The organism is Bradyrhizobium sp. B120 (genome assembly GCF_049075665.1).
GTDB lineage: Bacteria > Pseudomonadota > Alphaproteobacteria > Rhizobiales > Xanthobacteraceae > Bradyrhizobium.
The window spans coordinates 7,025,477-7,048,643 of the sequence record NZ_CP185242.1; the positions used below are offsets into that span (position 1 = coordinate 7,025,477).

The window sequence follows — 23,167 nt, forward strand, 5'->3', positions numbered from 1 at the left end:
TTGCACTGACAGTGCCAAGCTTGGCATGCTACGCCAACGCGACCCGCCCGCAACAAGAACAGCGAAAGCAACGCCATGTCCGACCAGTTCTCCAACTCGCAAGTGATCCGCAAGCCGGCCGTCAGCGCCAAGGGCGGCATCGTCGCCGCGCAGTCGCGCAAGGCGGCCGAAGTCGGCGCGGAGGTCTTGGCAGCGGGCGGCGATTGCGTCGACGCCGTGATTGCAACCACCTTTGCCCTTGGCGTGCTGGAGCCGTGGATGAGCGGCGCCGGCGGCGGCGGCGCGATGGTGCTGTACCGCGCCAAGGAAAATCGCGTCGAGGTGATCGACTACGGCATGCGCGCGCCGGACGGCCTGCGCCTGGAGGATTATCCGCTGACCGGTGGCGCCGCCTCCGACCTGTTCCCCTGGGCGCGGGTCAAGGATGACCGCAACCTGCACGGCCCCGGCTCGATCGCGGTGCCCGGCGTCGTCGCCGGCATGGAGGAGGCGCATCGCCGCCACGCCAAAATGCCGTGGAAGGACCTGCTGGCGCCGAGCGTCAAGCTTGCCGGCGAAGGCCTGCTGGTGGATTGGTGGACCACCGACATGATCGCAAGCTCGGCCGCGGATCTGCGGCGCTATCCGGCCAGCGCCGCGGCGTATCTGCTGGACGGCCTGCCGCCGAATGCGCAATGGGGCATCAAATCGGTGGTCCGCATGCCGCAGGACAGGCTGCAGGCGACGATGGCGCAGCTTGCCGCGGCGGGCTCGCGCGATTTCTACGAGGGCGACCTGGCGCGCAGCATCGCCGACGACATCCAGGCCGCCGGCGGCGCGCTGTCGGTGCGCGATCTCGCCGCCTTCCGCGCCCATCTGCGCGAGCCGCTCAAGATTCCCTATCGCGGCGGCATGGTCTACGCGACGCCGGAGCTGACCGCGGGTCCGACCATGGCGCGCACGCTCGGCCTGTTGCAGAAGGCGCTCGAACCTGCACAGGGCGGTCCGGATGCGACCGCTTACACCGCCTACGCCGAGGCGCTGCAGGCCGCCTATCGCGAGCGGCTGAAGGACATGGGCGACGTCGACGGCCGCCGCGCGCTCGGCGCGGAGGCGATTGCCCCAAGCTGCACCACGCATTTCTCGGCGGTCGACCGCGACGGCAACATGGCCGCGGTGACGCAGACCCTGCTGTCGACCTTCGGCTCCAAATTTGTGACGCCGAACACGGGCCTCACCATGAACAACGGCATCATGTGGTTCGATCCGACGCAAGGCAATCCGAACTCGCTTGCGCCCGGCAAGCGCTGCCTGACCAATTACACGCCCGTCGTGGCCGAGGCGGCCGATGGCCGCCGTCTCGCCGCCGGCGCATCCGGTGGCCGCCGCATCCTGCCCGCGGTGTCGCAGCTGCTCTCCTTCGTGATGGATTTCGGCATGGATCTCGACGCCGCGATCCATCAGCCACGCATCGACGCCAGCGAAGGCAATGTCGTAATCGGCGATGTCCGCCTGCCGCAAGCCGTGCGCGAGGCGCTGCGCGCCAGCTTCGACTATGCGGAGGCACGCATCCAGACCCAGCCCAAGAAGTTCGCCTGCCCCAGCGTCGTGCTGCGCGACGGCACCACAAACAGCGGCGCCACCGAGCCGTTTCATCCGTGGAGCGATGCAATCGCGGAGGGGTAAATTGTGCGCACAGCTCTCTTCCCACCGTCGTCCCTGCCTAGTGCGCAATTGCGCACGGGAGCAGGGACGACGACGAGGATGGTTCTCGATTCAAATTGTCACATCGCGCACCACCGTCGTCCCAGCGAAGGCCGGGACCCATAACCGCCGCGTTCGGTGATGAACGGGATAGCGGCCCCAGCGTCGCGCATCGATTGAGATCTGGGGTAATGGGTCCCGGCCTTCGCCGGGACGACGACGAGGATGGTTCTCGATTCAAGTTGTCACGTCGCGCACCACCGTCGTCCCGGCGAAGGCCGGGACCCATAACCACCGCGTTCGGTGATGAACGGGATAGCGGCCCCAGCGTCGCGCAACGATTGAGATCTGGGGTAATGGGTCCCGGCCTTCGCCGGGACGACACTGAAGATGGGGCACGGCCGGTGCGTCATACGTACGCATTCTCGCGACGCCACCGGGCATGGTCCGATCAGCAGCGCGGGATCCGAAAGGTGAACCGTGTTTCGGCAGCGGAGGACGTCACCTCGAGCTTGCCGTTGTGGGCACGCGCAATTTCCGCGGCGATGTAGAGGCCCAAACCCAGGCCTTCGTAGGTGGACTGGTGCGCAACGCGAAAGAACGGCTGGAACAACCTCTCGATAACCGCCGGAGGGATCGGCGCCCCGCCATTCGCGACCGACAACTCAAAGCCCTCGCTGTCGGTTGCCGCAGACACCCTGATCGGCGAATTGCCATCGCCATGCTTCAGGGCATTGCCGACCAGGTTGGACAGCAATTGCGCGATCCGGGCCGGATCGGAATTGATGCCGCGATTGATGGCGAAATCGGTCTGGATCACGCGATCGGGCCACGCCGCGCGCAGTTCATTGACGACCTGCTCAAGCGCCGGCAGCAATTGCGCGTCGGCGCTGCGCTTCAATTTGAAGCCGCCGCCCAGACGGGCGCGCGCGAAGTCCAGGACATCGTCGATCAGGGTCGCCATGCGCTTCACGCTGTTCTGAAGCAACCCGACATAGGTCATCGACTTTTCGTTGAGCGGCTCCTTCAGCAACAGCCTCATGCCCGCGTCGATCGAGGCGAGCGGATTGCGCAAATCGTGCGCGAGCACCGCGATGAATTGTTCGCGAATCTCGTCCGCCTGCTGGTGGTTGAGCAGCGCGGCCTCGCTGGTTGCGACCCTCTCCTGCGCCTGCAAATGAAACGCGATCAGCGAGGCGAACAATCTGAACATGTTGACGACTTCCGGCGTGTTCAGTTTCGCCGGGTGCGGATCGATTGCACAGAGCGTCCCGAAAAACGTGCCATCGGCGAGGACGATCGGAATCGAGATGTAGCTTTGAAATCCGTACATCGCTGGCGTGCGGTGATCGCGAAAGGCCGGATCCTCGGCAACGTGGTCGATGACAACGCCGTGTCCGCTCGCCCGGATTTCGTCGCAGATCGTGGTCTCGACCTTCAGCTCATCGCCGGGCTTCAGTCCGAATGAAATGTTGTCCCGCACCGCGCAGGCAATCCAGCGGCTTTCCGTGACCCTCGCCACCGCGGCAAAGCCCATGCCTGTGCTGCGGCACACCACGTCGAGGATGGTCGGAACTGCGTCGATCCGGCCAATCGCCAGGATGTCAGCCTTCAGGTCAGCGGGGAGCTCTGTCGTCGCGGCGGCCGACGAGTCTTCCAAGTCCGTGGCAATCAAATCGGGAATTCGGATTTACCTCACGCAAACACCGTAAAAAATGCCCGGTCATGGGTCACGCACCATGGGGATCGTCAATGATCTCAGCATGGCCCCAAACTTCGACCGCTGTCCACATCTAAAGCTGGTTCCCTGATTTCCCAAGCTCGGATCGCACCGACGCCGCAGATAAATCAGCGATTGACGCTTTCGCGATGACGCGCCGAGGGACATTGCAGGACGCAACTGGGCTGATACATTTCGCCGCAACAACGGACGATGGTGACCGGCTTGAACGATGCAAGTGCAGACGTGCCGCCCGGCGCTCAGCTCCTGGGACGCGAGTGGCTGGGCTTCGACGGCGAAATCACCTCGATCCGCTTCGTGGCGCAGCCGCTGTTCACCAACCGGCATGGAACGATCCAGGGCGGCTTCCTTGCGGCGATGCTGGATTCGGCCACGGGCCTCGGCGCCCTCGCTGCGCTCCCGTCAACCAAGACCGTGGTGACCAGAACCCTCACCACCCGGTTTCTCAAACCGGCGCGCGTCGGTCCGATCACAGCCAAGGCCAAGGTCGTCTCGCAGACCGACCGCGACATGATCGTCGAGGCCGATCTGATCGACGCCGACGATTTGACGGTTGCCAGCGCCACGGCCGAGTTGCGGATTCTGGACAAGCGATAGCCATGCGTTGTGCTCCCCTCGTGCTGTCAGCCCTGTTGCTGCTTGCGGTCTCTGCGACGCACGCCGCCGGACTCCGGCACTTCGACGTTCCCGCCGGTCCCGACGGGCCTGCGATCAGAGGGGTGGCCTGGCACCCCTGCGCCGAGCCCCCGCACGAGATCGATGCCCGCGGCGGCAGAACGTTCTTCGGCGTCAACGATTGCCCGATCGTGGGAGACAAGCTGCCGCTGATCGTGATCTCGCATGGAAGGCGCGGCTGGCTCGGCGGCCACCATGACACGGCCGCAGCGCTTGCGGATGCCGGCTTGATCGTCGTGACGATCAATCATCCGACCGATACCGAGCGCGACACCAGCGGCACCGACAGCCTTGCCGTCACGGTCGAGCGGCCCGCCGACATCAAGCGTGCGATCGACTACGCACTCGGAGGCTGGCCCGATGCAGCTCGCATCGATGCCGGACGCATCGGTCTCTATGGCTTCTCCTGGGGCGGCTATACAGGTCTCGCGGCGATCGGCGGTGAGCCCGATCTCCGCAAGGGCTTGCCGAACTGCCAGACGTCGAGCTTGCGGGCCTGCAAGGAGCTCGAAGGCGGAGAAAAGCCGAGCGGACCGGTCGTCCACGATCCGCGGATCAAGGCCGCGATCATCGTCGATCCCTTTCCCGTGCTGTTCTTTGCCGCCGAGAATTTGAAGGCCGTGACGATCCCGATTCAATTGTGGAGCTCGGACCCCGCGCAGAATGGCGACGGTCTGTCCGGCTGCTGTGCCGCCGCCATCAACGACCGGCTGCCGTCCAGAACGGACTTTCACCTGGTGAAGGATGCAAAGCACTTCTCCTTCCTCGCGACCTGCACGTCGGAGGAGACAGCCAAGATGGCCGCCATCTGCACCGACGCGCCGGGCTTCGATCGCGTCGCCTTTCATCAGCGCTTCCACGCCGCGGCCATCGCGTTCTTCAGAACGCATTTGGGCGAGACCGGAACGCGATAGCGCGTAGCTACACCCCGAGCTTGTCCCTGACCCGCCCGGTCAGCACCGCCGTGGTAACGCCGACGCGCCAGAAGGCGTGCATCGGGATCGGCTTGATGCCGGTCACGGGCATGTCGATCTCGGCCTTGGGACCCCCGATCAGTCGGCGGGCGAGTTGCGCGCCCATCGCGGTCGAGAGCGCGACGCCGCGGCCGTTGCAGCCGAGCGAGATCAGCAAATTCTCCGCGGGCGCGTGGACATGCGGATAGTGATCGGCGGTGATGGCGAGCCGGCTGTTCCAGCCATGCGTCCAGTTGACGCCCTTGAGCTGCGGCCACAGCCGCTCGGCGTAGCGGATCAGATAGGCGACGTCGGTCGGCTTGCTGATCCAGCGCATTGGGCCGCGGCCGCCCATCAGCAGCCGATTGTGCTGGTCGATGCGGTAATAGACCGTGATATGGCCGCTCTCGTAGAGCACCGGACGGCCCGGCATGATCGAACGCGCGACCTCGTCGGACAGCGGCGCGGTCGCCGCGATCGACGAGAATACCGGCACGATGGTGCGGCGAAGCGCGGGCCAGAGATCATCGGTAAAGCCATTGGTCGCAAGCAGCACCTTGTCGGCATGCACGATTGCGCGCGGCGTCTCGATCCGCCAACGGCCGCCGTCACGGCGGAGCGACAGCGCCGGCGTCTCGCCATGGACGGCAACGCCTGCGCCGATCGCGGCGCGCGCCAGGCCGCGCGCGTAACTCAGCGGATGCAGGTCGCCGCCGCGCGCATCGAGCATGGCGCAGAGGTAACGGTCGCTGCCGGTCATCTCGCGCATCTCAGCGGCGTTGAGCAGCTTGACCGGCATGCCGCGCCGGACGCACTGCTTGGCCGTGGTCTCGATCGCGGCGGCGCTGGCCTCATTGTAGGCGGCGCGCAGCGTGCCGTTCTGCCGCGCCTCGCACGGAATCTGGTAGCGGCGGATCAGATCGTGCGTGAAATTGGTGGTGCCGTAAGAGAATTCGATCATGCGGCGGCCGAGATCGGCGCCGAAATCCCGTTCGATCTGATCCGGGTCGTGCTTCAGCCCGGGGTTGGTCTGTCCGCCATTGTTGCCCGAGGCGCCCCAGCCCGGCTCCTGTGCCTCCAGCACGGTCGCAAGCACGCCCTGCTCGGCAAGATGCAGCGCGGTCGACAGGCCGGTGAACCCGCCGCCGATGATCGCGACCGGCACGCTCTTGTCTGATGTCAGCGGTGGCGTCGGCGTCGCTTCCACCGCGGTGTCGGCGTAGAGGCTCGGTGGCAGCGGCAGGCGGGTGGGTGGGGTCATGACGAGAGCTCAGTTTTGACCTCTCCCATCGGGAGAGGTCGGCGCGCGGCGCCGGGTGAGGGGTTCAGGTCCCGCGAGAGAGCGTAACCCCTCACCCGGATTGCATCTAACGATGCAATCCGACCTCTCCCACAAGGGGAGAGGTGGACCGTCAATGCTGAAACGACCTGACCAAGCGGCATCACGAACTGATCACAGCGGGTGCAGCACGCGGCGCAGGAAATCCTGGGTGCGCGGATGCTGCGGTTGGTTGAGGACGGATTTGGCGGCGCCCTGCTCGACGATGACGCCGCCGTCGATGAACAGCACGCGGTCGGCGACGTCGCGGGCAAAGCCCATTTCATGGGTGACGACCACCATGGTCATTCCGTCGTCGGCGAGCTTGCGCATCACCGAGAGCACCTCGCCGACCAGTTCGGGATCGAGCGCCGAGGTCGGCTCGTCGAACAGGATCGCCTTCGGCTGCATCGCCAGCGCCCGCGCGATCGCAACGCGCTGCTGCTGGCCGCCGGAAAGCTTTGGCGGATGCACCTCGGCCTTGTCGGCGAGCCCGACCTGCGCGAGCAACGCGCGGCCGCGCGCGATCGCCGCCTCGCGCGGCTCCTTCTTCACATAGAGCGGCCCCTCGATGACGTTCTCGAGCGCGGTGCGATGCGGAAACAGGTTGAAGCGCTGGAACACCATCGAGACCTGGGTGCGGATCGCCACGATCGAGCGATTGCCCTGATCGACGCGCGCGCCCTCGACGCTGATCTCGCCGCGATCGTAGCTCTCGAGCCCGTTGATGCAGCGCAGGATGGTCGACTTGCCGGAGCCGGACGGGCCGATGATGCAGACCACTTCGCTCTTGGCGACCGAGGCAGTGATGCCCTTCAGCACCTCGACCTTGCCGAAGCTCTTGTGGACGTCGTTGAGCTCGATCATTTGCGGTTCGCCTTGTTCTCGAAGTGCCGAACCAGCAGGATGAGCGGAATGCTCATGGTGAGGTACATCAGCGCCACCAGCGTGAACACGCTGGTGTTCTTGAAGGTCGAGGAGGCGATCAGCTTGCCTTGCAATGCGAGCTCGGCGACGGTGATGGTGGAAGCCTGCGAGGAATCCTTCAGCATCATGATCATGATGTTGCCGTAGGGCGGCAGGATGATCCTGACCGCCTGCGGCAGCACCACGCGGCGCATGGTGAGCCACCAGCCCATCCCGATGGTCTGCGCCGCCTCGATCTGCCCCTTGTCGATCGCCTCGATGCCGGCGCGGAAATTCTCCGCCTGATAGGCCGAGTAGGCGATGCCGAGCCCGATGATCGCGGCCTGCAGCGCCGACAGCGCGATGCCGAAATCGGGCATCACGAAATAGATGTAGAACAGCAGCACGATGATCGGGATGCCGCGGATCACATTGATCACCGCAGCGCTGAGGCCGGTGAGGATGCGAATTCCGGACACCCGCATCAAGGCCCATACCAGCCCGAGCACCGTCGAGAGCAAGAGCGAGCCGACGGTGACGACGATGGTCAGCCAGACCCCCTGCAACAGGATCGGCACGAACTCGACGGCGTCATGGAAGAATTTTTGCATCGGCCCAAACGTGTTCCAGTCCCATCACATGCACGAATACATCCCCCGTCATCCTGAGGAGCGGCGTCTTCGCCGCGTCTCGAAGGATGAATCGGCCCGGCTGGTGGCCGTCGACCCTTCGAGACGCGCTACGCGCTCCTCAGGGCGACGGGTCGCTCTTCCCTAACCCGGGCGGAATGAAGCGCTCTCACGACGCGCTGGCCTTCTGGCCCCATTTCTCCAGGATCTTCGCGATCGTGCCGTTGGCCTTCAGCTTCGCCAGCGAAGTGTTGATCTTGGCCAGCAGTTCGGTGTCGCTCTTGCGGATGCCGATCGCGACCGTGCCGACGGTGACGGGCTTGTAGCCGTCGACCAGCCGCACATCGGCGAAATTGCCCTGCTGCAGATTGTAGGCGAGGATCGGATAGTCGGCGAAGCCGGCCTTGAGGCGGCCGGCATTCACGTCGCGCAGGATGTCGGGAATGGTGTCGTAGACCTTGACCTCGCTGAACAGCCCGGTCTTCTTCAGCGCGTCGACGAACGCGGTGCCGACCTGGGCGCCGACCACAGTGCCCTTCAGATCCTCCTGCGTGGCATAGGCCTTGGCGTCGGACTTCGGCACCACGAGGCCTTCGCCATAGGTGTAGACCGGCTCGGAGAAGTCGATCACCTCCTTGCGCGCGGCGGTGGCGAACATCGCGGCCGCGATGATGTCGATCTTGTTGGCGGTCAGCGAGGGGATCAGTGCCGAGAACTGCATCGGCTCGATCTGCACGGAGAAGCCAGCGTCCTTGCCGATCTCGGTGGCGAGATCGACCATGATGCCCTGGATCGAATTGGTCTTGGTGTCGAGGAAGGTGAAGGGGATGCCGGTCGGCGTCGAGCCAACCTTGAGCACCTGCTGCGCCCCTGAAGGCGCGCTCACGGCAAGGGCAAGCGCCGCGACTGCGGCCTGGACGAGACGCTGAAACGACATCGCACACCTCCCGAAGCTGGCCTCGGCGCCGCATCGCCCTGCTTTTCGAGCTAGGTGTTGCGGGCGACGCCGTTCCGGCCTATTTTCACCAATATGAAATTGTGGTCACGAAACCGCCGCCATTGCAAGCGGTTTTCATGCACATGAAGGAAGCGGACTGACGTGAGCGGCGGCAAGAGAATGCGCAAAGGCGCGGCAGCGAAGCCCGTGACAGCACGCCGCGCGGCCAAAAAGCCGGTCAAGAAGCCGGCCGAGCCTGCGATGGATCTCGCGGTCGGACGCCGCATCCGCGACCTGCGCCGCACCAAGCAGATGTCGCTGGAGGTGGTCGCCGCGCGTACCGACCTGTCGATCGGCTTCATCAGCCAGATCGAGCGCGGCCTGTCGTCGCCCTCGCTGCGCGTGCTGGCAACGCTGGCCGACGTGCTCGGCGTCGGCATCGCCGCGCTGTTCGGCGCGACGCCGAAAGACGACAGCGCCGGCGGCGTCGTGACCCGCGAGGTGCAGCGCGCCGAGCTGAAGCTGTGGCGCACCGGAATTTCAAAGCAGCTGCTGAGCCCCGCCGGCAGCGAGAGCCGGCTCAATTTGTTCCTGGTGCATCTCGAGCCCGGCGGCAACACCGGCGACGAGTTCTACACCCATGACGGCGAAGAGGCCGGCCTCGTGCTATCAGGCGAGATGATTCTGACGGTCGACACCGAGACCTGGACGCTGAAGCAAGGCGACAGCTTCCGCTTCGCCAGCCGGCGTCCACACCGGTTCTCCAATCCGGCGCGCGATGCCAACGCGGTGGTGCTGTGGGTGAACTGCGTAACGCAGGCGGGGTGACGCCCCGCTCTCTCCGTTCGTCGTCCCGGCGAAAGCCGGGACCCATAACCACAGGGTTGCGTTGTTGAAGAAGGCTGCGGCCCCAGCATCGCGCCATAACTCACATTCGTGGTTATGGGTCCCGGCTTTCGCCGGGACGACACCTGTTATTACGGAGCCCTCACGTCAAGACGCATCACTTCAACCCCATCACGATCCCCTCGATCTTGATCGGGAAATTCCGCACGCGGATGCCGGTGGCGTGGAAGACGGCGTTGGCGACTGCGCCCGCGCTGCCGGTGATGCCGATCTCGCCGACGCCCTTGATGCCGAGCGGGTTCACATGCGGATCATGCTCGTCGACCGTGATCACCTCCATCGGCGGCACGTCGGCATTCACGGGCACATGATACTCGGCGAGGTTCGCATTGAGGATGCGCCCCGAACGATGGTCCATCACCGCCTCCTCGTGCAGCGCGAAGGAGAGGCCCCAGATCATGCCGCCGTAGAGCTGGCTCTGCACCATCAGCGGATTGATGATGCGCCCCGCCGCGAACGCGCCGACCAGCCGCGTGGCGCGGATCTGGCCGAGCTCCGGATCGACCTTGACCTCGGCAAACACCGCGCCATGCGCGTGCATCGCATATTGCGACTGCGCCGCCGCATCGGCTGCGCCGGTGCCGGTGGCATCGACCTCGGCGAGGCCGGCGCGCGCCAGGATGTCGGCATAGCTTTCGCTGCGCGCATCATCGTCGCGGCGATGCAGCCGGCCGGCCCGCGCCACCACGCCGGCATTGCCGGCGCCGAACAACGGCGAGCGCTGGTCCGCGGTCGCGAGCTCGGCGAGTTTAGCGATCACGGCAGCGCCGGCGTTGTGGATCGCGGCGCCGACGGTTGCGGTATGCCCTGAACCGCCGGCAATGCCGGCATCGGGCAGATCGGAGCTGCCGGAGCGGAACGTCAGCTGATCGAAATCGAGACCGAGCGAGTCGGCCGAGATCTGCGCCAGCGCGGTCCAGGCGCCCTGCCCCATGTCGTGCGCGCCGGTCTCCATCACGCCTCTGCCATCGGCGCGGATCACCGCGCGCGCATTGCCCTGGAACATGATGGCCGGGAAGGTCGCGGTGCCGACGCCCCAGCCGACCAGAAAGCCGTTCTCGTCACGCATCTGCTTCGGCTGCAGCGGACGCCCCGCCCAGCCGAACCGTTCGGCGGCCTTGGCGTAGCACTGGCGCAGCGCCTTGGAGGAAAACGGCTTGCCGGTGGTCGGCTCGACCTCGGCGTAGTTCTTCAGCCGGAACTCCAGCGGATCGATGCCGCAGGCGAACGCCGCCTCATCGATCGCGCTTTCCAGCACGATCGATCCGGTCGCCTCGCCCGGCGCGCGCATGAACAGCGGCGTGCCGGTGTCGACGCGCACCGCCTCGTGCGCGGTGCGGATCGCAGGACTCGCATAGAGCGTGTGCGAGGCGTCAGCGGCGGGCTCGTAGAAATCGTCGAAGCTCGACGTCGTGATCCGCGCCTCATGATTGATCGCGGTGAGCGCGCCGGCATCGTCGGTGCCGATCCGGATGCGCTGGCGAGTCGGCGGACGATGGCCGACCGGCCCATACATCTGGCTGCGGCGCAGCACGAGCTTGACCGGACGGCCGATCAACTTGGCGGCCATGATGCCAAGCACCTGCGGACCGGAGATCAGCCCCTTGGAGCCGAAGCCGCCGCCGAGGAACGGGCTGTTGATGTGGATGTTGCTAGGCGGAATGCCGAACAGCCCGGCGATGCGCATCTGTGCGAACCCCATGCCCTGGCTCGGCGTGTCGATGAACAGGCGGTCGCCGTCCCACACCGCGACGATCGCATGCGGCTCCATCGCGTTGTGATATTGCGCCGGCGTCTCGTAGGTCGAATCCGTCAGCTTCGCAGCCGCAGCCATGCCGGCATCGATGTCGCCATGGCGGACTTCAGCGGGATTGCCGATCCCGACCACGGGCGGTGCGTAGGCCTCGCCGGCGTCGAGGCCGACGCGCGCGATTTCGACCTGGTAGCGCGGCGACAGCAGCGCCGCGCCTTCGGTCGCGGCTTCCAGCGTCTCGGCGATCACGACCGCGATCGCCTGGTTGGCGTAGCGCACCTTATCGCTCTGCAACAGCTCCATGCGGAAGGCGAACGGATTCCCCTTGGCGTCCGGGTCTTCGGCAAGCTCGGGCTTGTGCGCCGGCGTCATCACGTCGACGACGCCGGGATGGCGCTTGGCGGCGGCGACGTCGAGCGCGGTGACGCGGCCGCGCGCGATGCAGCTGGTCGCGATCACGGCATAGACCATGCCGGGCGGATGATTGTCGGCGGCATAGCGCGCCTTGCCGGTGACCTTCAGCACGCCGTCGGTGCGGGTCATCGGCTGGCCGATATTCGAGCCATGCCGGATATGGGCGGGGTCGCGGGTCAGACTGAGTTCAACCGTCATGCGTTACGCTCCTGCAACGGATGAGAAGGGAGAGCCGGGCAGCGCGGCAATACGGTCCGGCGTGCCTGCGGCGGCAAGGGTGAGCGCGCGCACGACGATGCGTTGCGCGAGCTCGATCTTGAAGGCGTTGTCGCCGGACGGCTTTGCGCCGGCGAGCGCGGCGCACGCCGCCTCGCGATAGACAGCCGCATCGGGCGCGGCGCCGGCGAGCACCTGCTCGGCCTCGCGCGCCCGCCACGGCTTTGCCGCGACGCCGCCGAGCGCGAGCCGGGCTTCGCGGATCTTGCCGTCCTCGATGCGCAGGCTAGCTGCGGCCGAGACCACGGCGAAGGCATAGGACGTGCGCTCGCGCACCTTGATGTAGCGGGCGTGCCTGGCAAAACCTTGCGCCTCGGCCGGCAGCCGCAGCGCGACGATCAGGTCGCCGCGCTCCAGCGCGGTCTCGCGCTCCGGCGTCTCGCCGGGCAAACGATGCAGCGCCTCAAGCGGCAGATCGCGCCGGCCGCCCTTGCCCTCGATCTCGACCACCGCGTCGAGCGCGACCAGCGGCACGCAGAAATCCGACGGATGGGTGGCGATGCAGCCCTCGCTCCAGCCGAGCACCGCGTGCAGGCGGTTCTCGCCGTTGAGCGCGTCGCAGCCGGCGCCCGGCCAGCGCCGGTTGCAGGCGCTGCCGGCGTCGTAGAAATAGGCGCAGCGCGTCCGCTGCATCAGATTGCCGCCGACGGTCGCGGCATTGCGCAGCTGTGCCGACGCGCCCGACAGCAGCGCTTCGGCGACCGCGGGATAGTTGCGCGCGAACGCGGCGTCATGGGCGAGATCGGCGTTGCGCACCAGCGCGCCGATGCGCAAGCTACCGTCGGCGAGCTGCTCGATACGATCGAGCCCGGGCAGACGCGTGACGTCGACGAGACGGCTCGGCCGGCTGACGCCGCCCTTCATCAGATCGAGCAGGTTGGTGCCGGAGGCGAGATAGCTCGCGCCCTTCTCAGAGGCCGCCGCAACAGCGTCCGCGACGCTGGCCGGCCTGACATAATCGAAATTCATCATGCGGAGCGCCTCTGCTTGCTGGCGGTCATGTTGGATTGTGCCTCGAGCACGGCTTCGGTGATCCCCTGATAGGCGCCGCAGCGGCACAGATTGCCGCTCATGCATTCGCGCACGCGCTCGGGGTCGTCGCCGGCCTGCCCTTCCTGGATCAGGCCGATGCCGCTCATGATCTGGCCCGGGGTGCAGAAGCCGCACTGGAAGCCGTCATGGGCGATGAAGGCGGCCTGCACCGGGTGCAGCTCGCCGCCGCGCCCGACGCCTTCGATGGTGGTGATCTCGGCGCCGTCATGGCTGACGGCGAGCGCGAGGCAGGAATTGATGCGGCGGCCGTCGACCAGGATGGTGCACGCGCCGCATTGGCCGCGGTCGCACCCCTTCTTGGTTCCGGTGAGGTCGAGCCGCTCGCGCAACAGGTCGAGCAGGGTGACGCGGGGGTCGTCGAGGGCAATATCCCGGCGGACACCGTTGATGGTGAGACTGATGGAGAGATTCATGCAAGGCGCTCCGATCCGTGTATGGTCGGGTTGAATCGAGGCAACGCGAACCCGTGGCCGCCGATGCATGATCGGCGCGCCTTGTCAGGCCCGGTGCTGGTCGCCATATACGGAGGCATCCTCCGTTTACAAGGGAGGGTAAAAAGAAAAAGGAATGGCCACCTCATCACCAGAAATTGTCCGCAAGCCGCGCGCCGACGCCGTGCGCAATCGCGAGCGCGTGCTGGAAGCGGCCAAGGCCGTGTTCTCGGCCGGCGGCAGCGAGGCGAGTCTGGAGGCGGTCGCGCGCCATGCCGGCGTCGGCATCGGCACGCTGTATCGCCACTTCCCGACCCGCGAGGCGCTGTATGAGGCGGTCTATCGCCGCGAGGTCGAGCAGCTCGGCGATCTTGCCGAGCAACTGCAATGCGCCCCCGAGCCGGTCGAGGCGCTGCGGCGCTGGCTGCGCGCCAATGTGGAATTCGTCGCCACCAAGAAGGGCATGGTCGCAGCGCTCGCGCTGGTCGCGCACGGCTCGACCGAGCTGCACGCCTATTCGTTCGACCGCCTTACCAAAGCGATCGGCACCCTGCTCGCGCGCGCCGTCGCGGCCGGCGCGATCCGCAACGACATCAGCGCCGAGGACGTGCTGCGCGCGCTGATCGGCATGTGCTACATGCACGACCAGCCGGGCTGGCAGACCACGGCACTCAGGCTGTTGGATGTGTTCGTGGACGGGCTGCGGGTGCAGCCGGCGGCCAAGGCAGCATCCACGGCGAAACCCGCGAAGAAGAAGGCCGACCGGCCGCGCTCGTCGTAGCTGCTACAAATTTATCGTCATCAGAAATACTCCGCGCGAAGGCGACGTGTTGGGCGTGCGGACTCCGGCCATTGAACGAAGGTCGAATGGGCGATCCGGTGTTTCCATTCGCGCGTCGTCCCCGGGAATGACTATGCTGGCAAAAAACAGGTAGACGCGAGAGCCAACTCCGCGATCTGCCGATTGGCCATGGCGAGGAAACGCGCGTTCGCGCTCGAGCTTTCGAGGACGACTCCCGCCGTTCGGGAAAAGATGCGCCTGCCGTTCATTTGGATTGCCGAAATGAACGAGAGCATCTCATCTCCGTTTATCCGCTACCCTATCGGCACCTCGCTGCTGATGGCCGGCATTCTGTTCGTCGGCATCGTCGCCTATCCACTGCTGCCGGTCGCGCCGCTGCCGCAGGTCGACTTTCCGACCATCCAGATCTCGGCGAGCCTGCCCGGCGCCAGCCCCGAAACCATGGCCTCCTCGGTTGCGCAGCCGCTGGAGCGGCAATTCGCGCAGATTCCCGGCATCGCGCAAATGACCTCGACGAGCTCACTCGGGTCGACCGCGGTCACCATCCAGTTCGATCTGAACCGCAACATCGACGGCGCCGCCAACGACATCCAGGCGGCGATCAATGCCGCCGGCGGCCAGCTGCCCAAGAACCTGCCGTCGCCGCCGACCTATCGCAAGGTCAACCCGGCGGACTCGCCGATCCTGCTGTTGTCGGCGACCTCCGACACCCTGCCTCTGATCAGGGTGAGCGACGCGGTCGACGCCCAGCTCGGGCAGCAGATCAGCCAGATTTCCGGCGTCGCCCAGGTGTTCATCGGCGGACAGCAGAAGCCCGCGATCCGGGTGCAGATCGATCCCGCCAAGCTGGTCGCCAAGGGGCTCTCGCTGGAAGACATCCGCAGCCAGATCGCCATCACGACGGTCGACAGCCCGAAGGGCAACATCGACGGCGCCAGCCGCGCCTACACGATCTACGCCAACGATCAGCTGCCGGACGCCAAGGACTGGAATGACGTCATCGTCGCCTACCGCAACGGCGGCCCGTTGCGGATTCGCGACATCGGCCAGGCCGTCGCCGGGCCGGAAGACATGAAGCAGGCCGCCTGGGCGGACGGCAAGCGCGGCGTCTTCCTCGTCATCTTCAAGCAACCCGGCGCCAACGTCATCGGCACGGTCGACAGGATCAAGGCGCAGCTTCCGAGACTGATTGCCGCGATTCCGCCCGCCATCAAGATCAAGATCATCAGCGACCGGACACTGACCATCCGCGCCGCCGTCGAGGACGTGCAGATCACGCTGCTGATCACCATCGTTCTGGTCGTCATGGTGATCTTCATCTTCCTGCGCAGCTTCTGGGCCACGGTGATTCCCGCCGTCACCGTGCCGCTCGCGCTGCTCGGCGCCTGCGCGCTGATGTGGGTGTTCGGCTATACGCTCGACAACCTTTCGCTGATGGCCCTGACGATTGCGGTCGGCTTCGTGGTCGACGACGCCATCGTCATGCTGGAGAACATCACGCGCTACGTCGAGCAGGGCGAACGGCCGCTTGCCGCGGCGCTGCGGGGCGCCGGCGAGATCGGATTCACGATCCTGTCGATCAGCATTTCGCTGGTCGCGGTGCTGATCCCGCTGCTGCTGATGGGAGGCGTCATCGGCCGGCTGTTTCGCGAGTTTGCGGTGACCCTGGCGATGGCGATCTTCGTCTCGCTGGTGGTGTCGCTGACGCTGACGCCGATGATGGCATCGCGCTTCCTGCGCGCGCGTGGCGAAACGAAACACGGACGGCTCTACCAATGGAGCGAAGCGGCATTCGACAGGATGCTACATGGCTATGAGCGCGGCCTCGATCTGGCATTGAGCTGGAGCCGGACCACGCTCTGCATCTTCTTCGCGACGTTGGCACTGTCGGTCTATCTGTTCGTGATCATTCCCAAGGGATTCTTCCCGCAACAGGACAACGGCTTCCTGAACGCCGTGTCGGAGATGGCCCAGGACATCTCGTTTGCCGACATGAAGCAGCATCAGGAAGAGCTCAGCCGGATCGTCCGGGCCGATCCCGCGGTCGACAGCATGGCCGAGTTCATCGGCGGCGGCGGCACCGCGCTGAATTCGGGCCGCATGTACATCACGCTGAAGCCGCACGAGGAGCGCAACGCGGACGCGCAGCAGATCATCGCGCGGCTGCGGCCGAAGCTCGAGGCGGTCGAGGGTGCACGGCTCTACATGCAAGCGTCGCAGGACGTCCGGCTCGGCGGCCGCGCCACCCGGACGCAATTCGAATACACACTGCAGGACGCCAACCTCGCCGAGCTGAACCAATGGGCGCCGAAGATCCTGGCCAGCATGAAAACCCTGCCCGAATTGCGCGACGTCGCCACCGACCAGCAGACCGAGGGAACGACGCTGACGATGACCATCGATCGCGACACCGCGTCGCGCTACGGCATCCAGCCACAATTGATCGACGATACGCTGTACGACGCGTTCGGCCAGCGCCAGGTGGCCCAATACTTCACCCAGCTCAACAGCTATCACGTCATCCTGGAGATCCTCCCCGAGTTGCAGGGCAAGCTCGACACGCTCAACAAGCTCTACATCAAGTCGCCGGCGACGGGCGACGAAGTCCCGCTCTCGGTGTTCTGCAAGTGGACGACGGTTCCGGTGCGCCCGCTCGCAATCGCCCACCAGGGGCAGTTTCCTGCGACCACCATCAGCTTCAACCTGGCGCAAGGGGTCGCGCTCGGCCAGGCCACCGACGCGATCCAGGACGCCGTCGCCAATCTGGGGGCGCCGGCCACGCTCAGTTCGAGCTTCCAGGGCACCGCGCAGGCGTTCCAGCAATCACTGAGCTCGGTGCCGCTGCTGATCCTGGCCGCGCTGGTCGTGGTCTATCTGATCCTCGGCATGCTCTATGAAAGCTACATCCATCCGCTCACGATCCTGTCCACCCTGCCATCGGCCGGCGTCGGTGCGCTGGCGATCCTGATGGCGTTCGGGTTCGACTTCAGCCTGATCGCGCTGATCGGCATTATTCTCTTGATCGGGATCGTGAAGAAGAACGGCATCATGATGGTCGACTTCGCGATCGCCGCCGAACGCGAGGAGCATTTGTCGCCGCGTGAATCGATCCGGAAGGCGGCGCTGTTACGTTTCCGCCCGATCATGATGACGACGATGGCCGCCCTGCTCGGCGGCGTGCCGCTGATGCTGGGCACCGGAACAGGCGCGGAAATTCGTCAGCCGCTCGGCTATGCGATGGTCGGCGGCCTGATCGTGAGCCAGGCGCTGACGCTGTTCACGACGCCGGTCGTGTATCTCTATCTCGACAGGTTCTCGAACGCGCTTTCGAATTGGACGGCGACGAAACGAGACGACGATGTCGAACCGTCCGTGGACCGCGATGCCGCCGAATAGCGCAGCTCAGGCGCGTTGCGCCTCTTCCACCAGCCAGTCCCGGAAAGCGACCAGCGCGGGATTGGACTCCGAGGACGTCGGATAGACCGCATAGTGGCAATAGGCCACGCGCAGACTGTGGTCGGACAGGCGCACCAGTTTCCCCGCCAGCATGTCCGATCGTGTGATCGAGAGGCGCCCGAGCGCAATGCCCTGCCCGGTTACGGCCGCCTCCATCAGCGCGTTGGTATCGGTAAAGGACGTGCCGACGATGTCTCGGTCGAGCTTCAGACCCGCCGACTTGAACCAGGCGCGCCATGACAGATTACGGTCGATCAGGAGCGGCTCCGACAGCATCGCAACCGGATCTTTCGGTAATCGGCCGCCGTTGAGGCTCGGGCTGCACACCGGGAAAAACTCTTCACCGAACAGCTTGATGGCGCGAAGCCCCTTCCAGTCGCCGGTGCCGAACCGGATCGCGATGTCGACGCCATCGGATTTGAAGTTGGCCAGCGCCTGACCGGTCTTGATGTGCAGGTTGATGGTGGGATAGCGGGCCGTGAAGCGCGACAGCCGCGGAACCAGCCAGCGCGCCGCCATCACCGGCAACAGGCTCACGGTCAGCTCGGCGTCGGCGCGACGCGTATGAAGGCTGCCGAGCGCCGCATTCAATTCCGAAAACGCGCCCTTGACGCCGGCCTGCAGCCGCAGCCCGGCCGGCGTCGGCACCATCCGGTTGCCCTTCCGCTCGAACAGCGTCAGGCCGAGCTCCTCTTCCAGCTGCCGGATGCGCTGGCTCACCGCGCTGTGCGTCACATGCAGCTCGCGCGCAGCTTCCGAGTAGCTGCCGTGACGGCAAGCCACCTCGAACACGCGCAGGGTCTCCAACGGCGGCAACGGGGCCATTCGGCGATTGTTAGGAACGCTAACAAGTGCTGTCAAATCATATCGTTCGCTCCGTCGCCGCGCCGGGACTAGTTGAGCGGGTGCCGAGACCGCGCACCCTGGAGCACCTGCGATGTCCTCTTCCGCCGTTCTATTGCGCCGAACCGAAGCACCGTCCGACGCGCGTTGCCCGCAGCGTAACGTAAACGCGCCGCCGCGCGCCGCGGCCGCCGATCTCGATCCGCGCACCCGCATGCTGCTGGAGCAGCCGATCGCGCCGCTGATCCTGCGGCTTGCGCTGCCCAACGCCACCGTCATGACCGTGCAGATCCTGATCGGCTTGCTGGAGGTCTATTTCGTCTCGCGCACCGGCGTCGATGCGCTTGCCGGCGTGGCGCCGGTGTTTCCGCTGGTGTCGCTGGTGGTGGCGATCGCGCAGGGTGCGATCGGCGGCGGCTTCGTCACGACGGTCGCGCGTGCGCTCGGCACCGGCCGGATCGGCGACGCCAGCGACTACGCGTGGTACGCCGTGGTGCTCGGCGTCCTGCTCGGCCTCGCGACATCGGTCGTGATGCTGACATTGGGCTCGCAGCTCTACGGCACGATGGGCATCTCGGGCAACGCGCTTGCGATCGCGCTGTCCTATTCCGGCATCATTTTTGCCGGCGCGATCCCGATCTGGCTGTTCAACCTGCTGCTGGCCGTGGTGCGCGGCACCGGCAATCTGCTGGTCCCGGTCATCGTGGTCTGCAGCGGCGCGTTGATCCTGCTGCCGCTGTCGCCGGCGCTGATCTTCGGCGCGTTCGGCCATCAGGGCCTCGGCCCCTCCGGCGGCGCGGTCGCGATGCTCGTGTACTACGCGTTCGGAACGCTGGCCTATGCGATCTACCTCTGGGGCCACTTTGGCGCGCTGAAGCCGTCGTTTCGCATCCCGGCGCTCTCGCTTGCGCCAATGCTGGCGATCCTTCGCGTCGGCGGCATGTCGGCCGTCGTGTCGGCCACCACCAATCTCACGCTTGCGATCGTCACCGCCTATGTCGCGATCGGCGGCGTCGAGGCGCTGGCCGGCTACGGCGCGGGCTCGCGGCTCGAGTTTCTGCTGGTGCCGCTGGCCTACGGCATCGGCGGACCGGTCGGCATCATCATCAGCGCCAATCTCGGCGCCGGCCGGATCGACCGCGCGGTGAAGACGTCATGGATCGGGATTGTGATGGCCTGCACGCTCACGGAGCTGATCGGGCTGGCTGCGGCGGCCTTCCCCGAAGCCTGGATCGGGCTGTTCAGCCAGGACCCCGCCGTGCTGCAGATCGGCGCAGAGTATCTGCACCGCGTCGGACCGTTCTTCGGCTTCTTCGGACTCGGCTACGTGCTCTACTGCGCCGGCCAGGCGACCCGGCGAATGGAGGCCTCTGTGCTCGCCGCGCTGCTCAGGGCCGCGATCGCCGTCGCCGGAGGCTACGCGGTGGTCGCGTTGAAGGCGGACGTCACCTGGAATTTCGCAGCCGTCGCAGTCGGCATGGTCGCGTTCGGCCTGTTCGCACTGCCGTCGCTGATCCGGCGAGCGGGCTACGAATAGCCCGCTCGCTTTCACCCGAACCTGACATCGTAGCGATTGATCGACAGCTCCTTGGTGTCGATCTCGGGCTTCTTGCCGGAGAGCATGTCGGCCAGCACCCGGCCCGAGCCGCAGGCCATGGTCCAGCCGAGCGTGCCGTGGCCGGTGTTGAGGTGCAGGTTGGCGAACCGTGTCGCGCCGATCACCGGCGGGCCGTCCGGCGTCATCGGGCGCAGGCCGCACCAGAAGGTGGCCTTGGGCAGGTCGCCGCCGCGCGGAAACAGATCGGTCAGCGAGTGGTCCAGCGTCGCGCGCCGCGCGTCGTAGAGCTTGGTCGAATAGCCCGAGATCTCGGCGGTGCCGCCGACCCGAATGCGGTCGCCGAGCCTGGTGATCGCGACCTTGTAGCTCTCGTCCATCACGGTGGATTCAGGCGCGCCGGATGCGTCCTTGATCGGCACCGTGATCGAATACCCCTTCACCGGATAGACCGGCAGCGAGATGCCGAGCGGCCGCACCAGATGCGGCGAGTAACTGCCGAGCGCCAGCACATAGGCATCCGCGGTCATCAGGCCGGCGCTGGTCGCAACGCCGGTGATGCGAATGGCATCGGCGTTCAAGCCGTCGATGCCGACATTGAAGTTGAAGCGCACGCCGATCTTCTCGGCCTCCAGCGCGAGCGCCTGGGTGAACATGTGGCAGTCGCCGGTCTCGTCATGCGGCAACCGCAGCCCGCCGGCGAATTTCTGCTTCACGCCGGCCAGCGCCGGCTCGGCCTTGATGCAGCCCTCACGGTCGAGCACCTCGAACGGGACGCCGTATTGCTTCAGCACAGCGATGTCATCGCCGGTGTGGTCGAGCTGGGCCTGCTCGCGAAACAGTTGCAGTGTGCCCTGCGCACGTTCGTCGTAACGGATGCCGATGTCATTGCGCAGCGCCTGCAGGCAGTCGCGGCTGTATTCCGCGATCGGGATCATCCGGCTCTTGTTCACCGCGTAGCGCGACGTGGTGCAGTTGCGCAGCATCTTCAGCAGCCAGAGCCACATCACGGGATCGAGCTTCGGGCGGATCACCAGCGGGCCGTGCTTCATCAGCAGCCACTTCACCGCTTTCACCGGCACGCCGGGGCCGGCCCAGGGCGACGAATACCCCGGCGACACTTCGCCGGCATTGGCAAAGGAGGTTTCGAGCGCAGGCTTCGGCTGACGGTCGATCACCGTCACCTCATGGCCGGCGCGCGCAAGATAATAGGCCGAGGTGACGCCGATCACGCCACTGCCGAGAACAAGGACCTTCACTTTTCCTCACATCCTGCAGCGAAAACGCAATCGCCGCTGCGAAACCACTCTGCTTCGCAACGGCGACAGCAATTTGTAGAGCTAGCTATAATTTAGCTAGCAATTATCAGGCCACGCGCTTGATGGCGTCGCTGAGGATCGAGACGATGTCGTCGATATGCGACTTCTCGACGATCAGGGGCGGCGACAGCGCCAGCGAGTCACCGCTCATGCGGAAGTAGAGGCCGCGATTGAAGCAATCGACCATGACGTCGTAGCCGCGCGCACCGACGGCCCCATCACGCGGCGCGAGCTCGATCGCGCCCATCAGGCCCTGGTTGCGGATGTCGACGACGTTCGGCAGGCCCTTGAGCGAGTGCAGGCCATCGCGCCAGTAATCGGAGAGCGAGGCGCCGCGGGTCAAGAGACCCTCGTCCTTGTAGATATCGAGCGTGGCAAGACCCGCCGCGCAGGCCACCGGATGCGCCGAATAGGTGTAGCCGTGGAACAGCTCCATGGCGTTGTCCGGACCGACCATCAGCCCGTCATGGACCTGGCGGCTGGCGAACACCGCGCCGCACGGCACGGTGCCGTTGGTGATGCCCTTGGCGGTCGTCATCATGTCCGGCGTCACGCCGTAGAAATTGGCGGCGAACGGGGTGCCGAGGCGGCCGAAGCCGGTGATGACCTCGTCGAAGATCAACAGGATGCCGTGCTTGGTGCAGAGCTCGCGCAGGCGCTGCAGATAGCCCTTCGGCGCCGGCAGCACCGCGGTCGAACCGGGCACCGGCTCGACGATCACGGCCGCGATGGTGTCTGCGCCATGCAGCGCGACCATCCGCTCGACGTCGTCGGCGAGCTCGGCGCCGTGGTCCGGCTGGTCCTTGGCGAAGGCGTTGCGGGCGAGATCATGGGTATGACGGATATGGTCGACACCGGGCAGATGGGTCGCGAACTGGCGGCGGTTGGCGACCATGCCGCCGACCGACATGCCGCCGAAGCCGACGCCGTGATAGCCGCGCTCGCGGCCGATCAGACGGGTGCGGGTCGGCTGGCCGGCGGCGCGATGATAGGCCAGCGCGATCTTCAGCGCGGTATCGACCGATTCAGAGCCCGAATTGGTGAAGAAGATCCGATCCAGCCCCTTCGGGGCGATCTCGGCGAGGCGCTCGGCAAAATCGAACGCCAGCGGATGGCCCATGTTGAAGGAGGGCGCGAAGTCCAGCGTGGACAGCTGGCGCTCGACAGCGGCCGCGATCTGCGGGCGTCCATGGCCGGCGTTGACACACCAGAGACCGGCGGAGCCGTCGATCACCTGCCGGCCGTCGACCGAGGTGTAGTACATGCCCTTGGCGGAGGAGAACAGCCGCGGCGCTTTCTTGAACTGCCGATTGGCCGTGAAGGGCATCCAGAACGAATCGGTCTTGATGGTGTTCGGAATCTGATGAACGGTCACGGTGCACTCCATGGGCTGGGGATGCGTAGTCGGACCACTCTTCACGGTACTCAACAAGTCCTTTTCTGTCGCACAGCAAGCCATTGATCTTGTTGAGGCGGTCTGCGACTATTTGTTCGATCCGCAACACCTGCAACAGGGA

18 protein-coding genes are annotated in these 23,167 nt (G+C 65.9%); 7 read left to right on the forward strand and 11 right to left on the reverse strand.

Annotated features, from left to right (window positions below; all coding sequences use genetic code 11):
- Positions 1-75: 75 nt before the first annotated feature.
- Positions 76-1,665, forward strand: coding sequence for a gamma-glutamyltransferase (locus ACOIX3_RS32640; RefSeq protein WP_420966082.1), 1,590 nt, complete (start codon positions 76-78; stop codon positions 1,663-1,665).
- 469 nt (positions 1,666-2,134) lie between these two features.
- Here ACOIX3_RS32640 and ACOIX3_RS32645 read toward each other — a convergent pair whose 3' ends face one another.
- Positions 2,135-3,358 (reverse strand): GAF domain-containing sensor histidine kinase, encoded by a 1,224-nt coding sequence (locus ACOIX3_RS32645; protein WP_420966083.1) that lies wholly within the window; start codon positions 3,356-3,358, stop codon positions 2,135-2,137.
- A 261-nt stretch (positions 3,359-3,619) separates the two neighbouring features.
- On the opposite strand from ACOIX3_RS32645, the gene ACOIX3_RS32650 reads away from it, so the two are divergent.
- A complete protein-coding gene (locus ACOIX3_RS32650) occupies positions 3,620-4,021 on the forward strand; it encodes a PaaI family thioesterase (RefSeq protein ID WP_420971846.1) in 402 nt (133 codons plus the stop codon).
- Positions 4,022-4,023: 2 nt separating this feature from the next.
- Positions 4,024-5,013, forward strand: a complete 990-nt coding sequence (locus ACOIX3_RS32655) for an alpha/beta hydrolase family protein (RefSeq protein WP_420966084.1) — start codon at positions 4,024-4,026, stop codon at positions 5,011-5,013.
- 7 nt (positions 5,014-5,020) lie between these two features.
- Here the strand turns inward: ACOIX3_RS32655 and ACOIX3_RS32660 are convergent, their stop codons facing one another.
- From ACOIX3_RS32660 to ACOIX3_RS32675, 4 genes are all read right to left on the reverse strand, one after another.
- Positions 5,021-6,313 (reverse strand): NAD(P)/FAD-dependent oxidoreductase, encoded by a 1,293-nt coding sequence (locus ACOIX3_RS32660; RefSeq protein ID WP_420966086.1) that lies wholly within the window; start codon positions 6,311-6,313, stop codon positions 5,021-5,023.
- A gap of 192 nt (positions 6,314-6,505) precedes the next feature.
- Positions 6,506-7,237 carry an amino acid ABC transporter ATP-binding protein gene (locus tag ACOIX3_RS32665; RefSeq protein WP_097676801.1) on the reverse strand — a complete coding sequence of 244 codons (732 nt, stop codon included), beginning with the start codon at positions 7,235-7,237 and terminating at the stop codon, positions 6,506-6,508.
- Entirely contained in the window at positions 7,234-7,887 is a 654-nt protein-coding gene (locus tag ACOIX3_RS32670) for an amino acid ABC transporter permease (RefSeq protein WP_420966087.1), read from the reverse strand. Before ACOIX3_RS32670 ends, ACOIX3_RS32665 begins: the two co-directional genes overlap by 4 nt.
- A gap of 187 nt (positions 7,888-8,074) precedes the next feature.
- Positions 8,075-8,842 carry an ABC transporter substrate-binding protein gene (locus tag ACOIX3_RS32675; RefSeq protein WP_420966088.1) on the reverse strand — a complete coding sequence of 256 codons (768 nt, stop codon included), beginning with the start codon at positions 8,840-8,842 and terminating at the stop codon, positions 8,075-8,077.
- A 180-nt stretch (positions 8,843-9,022) separates the two neighbouring features.
- Between ACOIX3_RS32675 and ACOIX3_RS32680 the strand changes: the two genes are divergently transcribed.
- Complete coding sequence (locus ACOIX3_RS32680; RefSeq protein ID WP_420966089.1) at positions 9,023-9,670, forward strand: cupin domain-containing protein; 648 nt, start codon at positions 9,023-9,025, stop codon at positions 9,668-9,670.
- 175 nt (positions 9,671-9,845) lie between these two features.
- Here ACOIX3_RS32680 and ACOIX3_RS32685 read toward each other — a convergent pair whose 3' ends face one another.
- From ACOIX3_RS32685 to ACOIX3_RS32695, 3 genes are read right to left on the reverse strand one after another with little or no spacing between them, the layout of a single operon-like run.
- Complete coding sequence (locus ACOIX3_RS32685; protein WP_420966090.1) at positions 9,846-12,113, reverse strand: xanthine dehydrogenase family protein molybdopterin-binding subunit; 2,268 nt, start codon at positions 12,111-12,113, stop codon at positions 9,846-9,848.
- A 3-nt stretch (positions 12,114-12,116) separates the two neighbouring features.
- Positions 12,117-13,163 (reverse strand): FAD binding domain-containing protein, encoded by a 1,047-nt coding sequence (locus tag ACOIX3_RS32690; protein WP_420966091.1) that lies wholly within the window; start codon positions 13,161-13,163, stop codon positions 12,117-12,119.
- Positions 13,160-13,657 (reverse strand): (2Fe-2S)-binding protein, encoded by a 498-nt coding sequence (locus tag ACOIX3_RS32695; RefSeq protein WP_420966092.1) that lies wholly within the window; start codon positions 13,655-13,657, stop codon positions 13,160-13,162. Before ACOIX3_RS32695 ends, ACOIX3_RS32690 begins: the two co-directional genes overlap by 4 nt.
- A gap of 154 nt (positions 13,658-13,811) precedes the next feature.
- Between ACOIX3_RS32695 and ACOIX3_RS32700 the strand changes: the two genes are divergently transcribed.
- Positions 13,812-14,456: a TetR/AcrR family transcriptional regulator gene (locus ACOIX3_RS32700; protein WP_420966093.1), complete on the forward strand. Its 645-nt coding sequence runs from the start codon at positions 13,812-13,814 to the stop codon at positions 14,454-14,456.
- 282 nt (positions 14,457-14,738) lie between these two features.
- Positions 14,739-17,873, forward strand: coding sequence for a multidrug efflux RND transporter permease subunit (locus ACOIX3_RS32705; RefSeq protein WP_420966094.1), 3,135 nt, complete (start codon positions 14,739-14,741; stop codon positions 17,871-17,873).
- Between the two features lie 6 nt (positions 17,874-17,879).
- Here the strand turns inward: ACOIX3_RS32705 and gcvA are convergent, their stop codons facing one another.
- Positions 17,880-18,758, reverse strand: coding sequence for a transcriptional regulator GcvA (gcvA, locus tag ACOIX3_RS32710; RefSeq protein ID WP_420966095.1), 879 nt, complete (start codon positions 18,756-18,758; stop codon positions 17,880-17,882).
- A 112-nt stretch (positions 18,759-18,870) separates the two neighbouring features.
- Between gcvA and ACOIX3_RS32715 the strand changes: the two genes are divergently transcribed.
- Positions 18,871-20,313: an MATE family efflux transporter gene (locus tag ACOIX3_RS32715; protein WP_420966096.1), complete on the forward strand. Its 1,443-nt coding sequence runs from the start codon at positions 18,871-18,873 to the stop codon at positions 20,311-20,313.
- A gap of 11 nt (positions 20,314-20,324) precedes the next feature.
- Here the strand turns inward: ACOIX3_RS32715 and ACOIX3_RS32720 are convergent, their stop codons facing one another.
- Both ACOIX3_RS32720 and ACOIX3_RS32725 read right to left on the reverse strand, forming a co-directional pair.
- On the reverse strand, positions 20,325-21,590 hold the full coding sequence (locus ACOIX3_RS32720; protein ID WP_420966098.1) for a D-amino acid dehydrogenase: 1,266 nt from the start codon (positions 21,588-21,590) through the stop codon (positions 20,325-20,327).
- A gap of 106 nt (positions 21,591-21,696) precedes the next feature.
- Positions 21,697-23,025: an aspartate aminotransferase family protein gene (locus ACOIX3_RS32725; RefSeq protein WP_420966099.1), complete on the reverse strand. Its 1,329-nt coding sequence runs from the start codon at positions 23,023-23,025 to the stop codon at positions 21,697-21,699.
- Positions 23,026-23,167: the final 142 nt, after the last annotated feature.

What these genes read in the sequence shown, in the direction of transcription:
- ACOIX3_RS32640 (WP_420966082.1), top strand. Translation starts at nt 76, where the DNA reads ATGTCCGACCAGTTCTCCAACTCGCAAGTGATCCGCAAGCCGGCCGTC.
- ACOIX3_RS32655 (WP_420966084.1), top strand. Translation starts at nt 4,024, where the DNA reads ATGCGTTGTGCTCCCCTCGTGCTGTCAGCCCTGTTGCTGCTTGCGGTC.
- ACOIX3_RS32660 (WP_420966086.1), bottom strand. Translation starts at nt 6,313, where the DNA reads ATGACCCCACCCACCCGCCTGCCGCTGCCACCGAGCCTCTACGCCGAC.
- ACOIX3_RS32665 (WP_097676801.1), bottom strand. Translation starts at nt 7,237, where the DNA reads ATGATCGAGCTCAACGACGTCCACAAGAGCTTCGGCAAGGTCGAGGTG.
- ACOIX3_RS32670 (WP_420966087.1), bottom strand. Translation starts at nt 7,887, where the DNA reads ATGCAAAAATTCTTCCATGACGCCGTCGAGTTCGTGCCGATCCTGTTG.
- ACOIX3_RS32675 (WP_420966088.1), bottom strand. Translation starts at nt 8,842, where the DNA reads ATGTCGTTTCAGCGTCTCGTCCAGGCCGCAGTCGCGGCGCTTGCCCTT.
- ACOIX3_RS32680 (WP_420966089.1), top strand. Translation starts at nt 9,023, where the DNA reads ATGCGCAAAGGCGCGGCAGCGAAGCCCGTGACAGCACGCCGCGCGGCC.
- ACOIX3_RS32685 (WP_420966090.1), bottom strand. Translation starts at nt 12,113, where the DNA reads ATGACGGTTGAACTCAGTCTGACCCGCGACCCCGCCCATATCCGGCAT.
- ACOIX3_RS32690 (WP_420966091.1), bottom strand. Translation starts at nt 13,163, where the DNA reads ATGATGAATTTCGATTATGTCAGGCCGGCCAGCGTCGCGGACGCTGTT.
- ACOIX3_RS32695 (WP_420966092.1), bottom strand. Translation starts at nt 13,657, where the DNA reads ATGAATCTCTCCATCAGTCTCACCATCAACGGTGTCCGCCGGGATATT.
- ACOIX3_RS32700 (WP_420966093.1), top strand. Translation starts at nt 13,812, where the DNA reads ATGGCCACCTCATCACCAGAAATTGTCCGCAAGCCGCGCGCCGACGCC.
- ACOIX3_RS32705 (WP_420966094.1), top strand. Translation starts at nt 14,739, where the DNA reads ATGAACGAGAGCATCTCATCTCCGTTTATCCGCTACCCTATCGGCACC.
- gcvA (WP_420966095.1), bottom strand. Translation starts at nt 18,758, where the DNA reads ATGGCCCCGTTGCCGCCGTTGGAGACCCTGCGCGTGTTCGAGGTGGCT.
- ACOIX3_RS32715 (WP_420966096.1), top strand. Translation starts at nt 18,871, where the DNA reads ATGTCCTCTTCCGCCGTTCTATTGCGCCGAACCGAAGCACCGTCCGAC.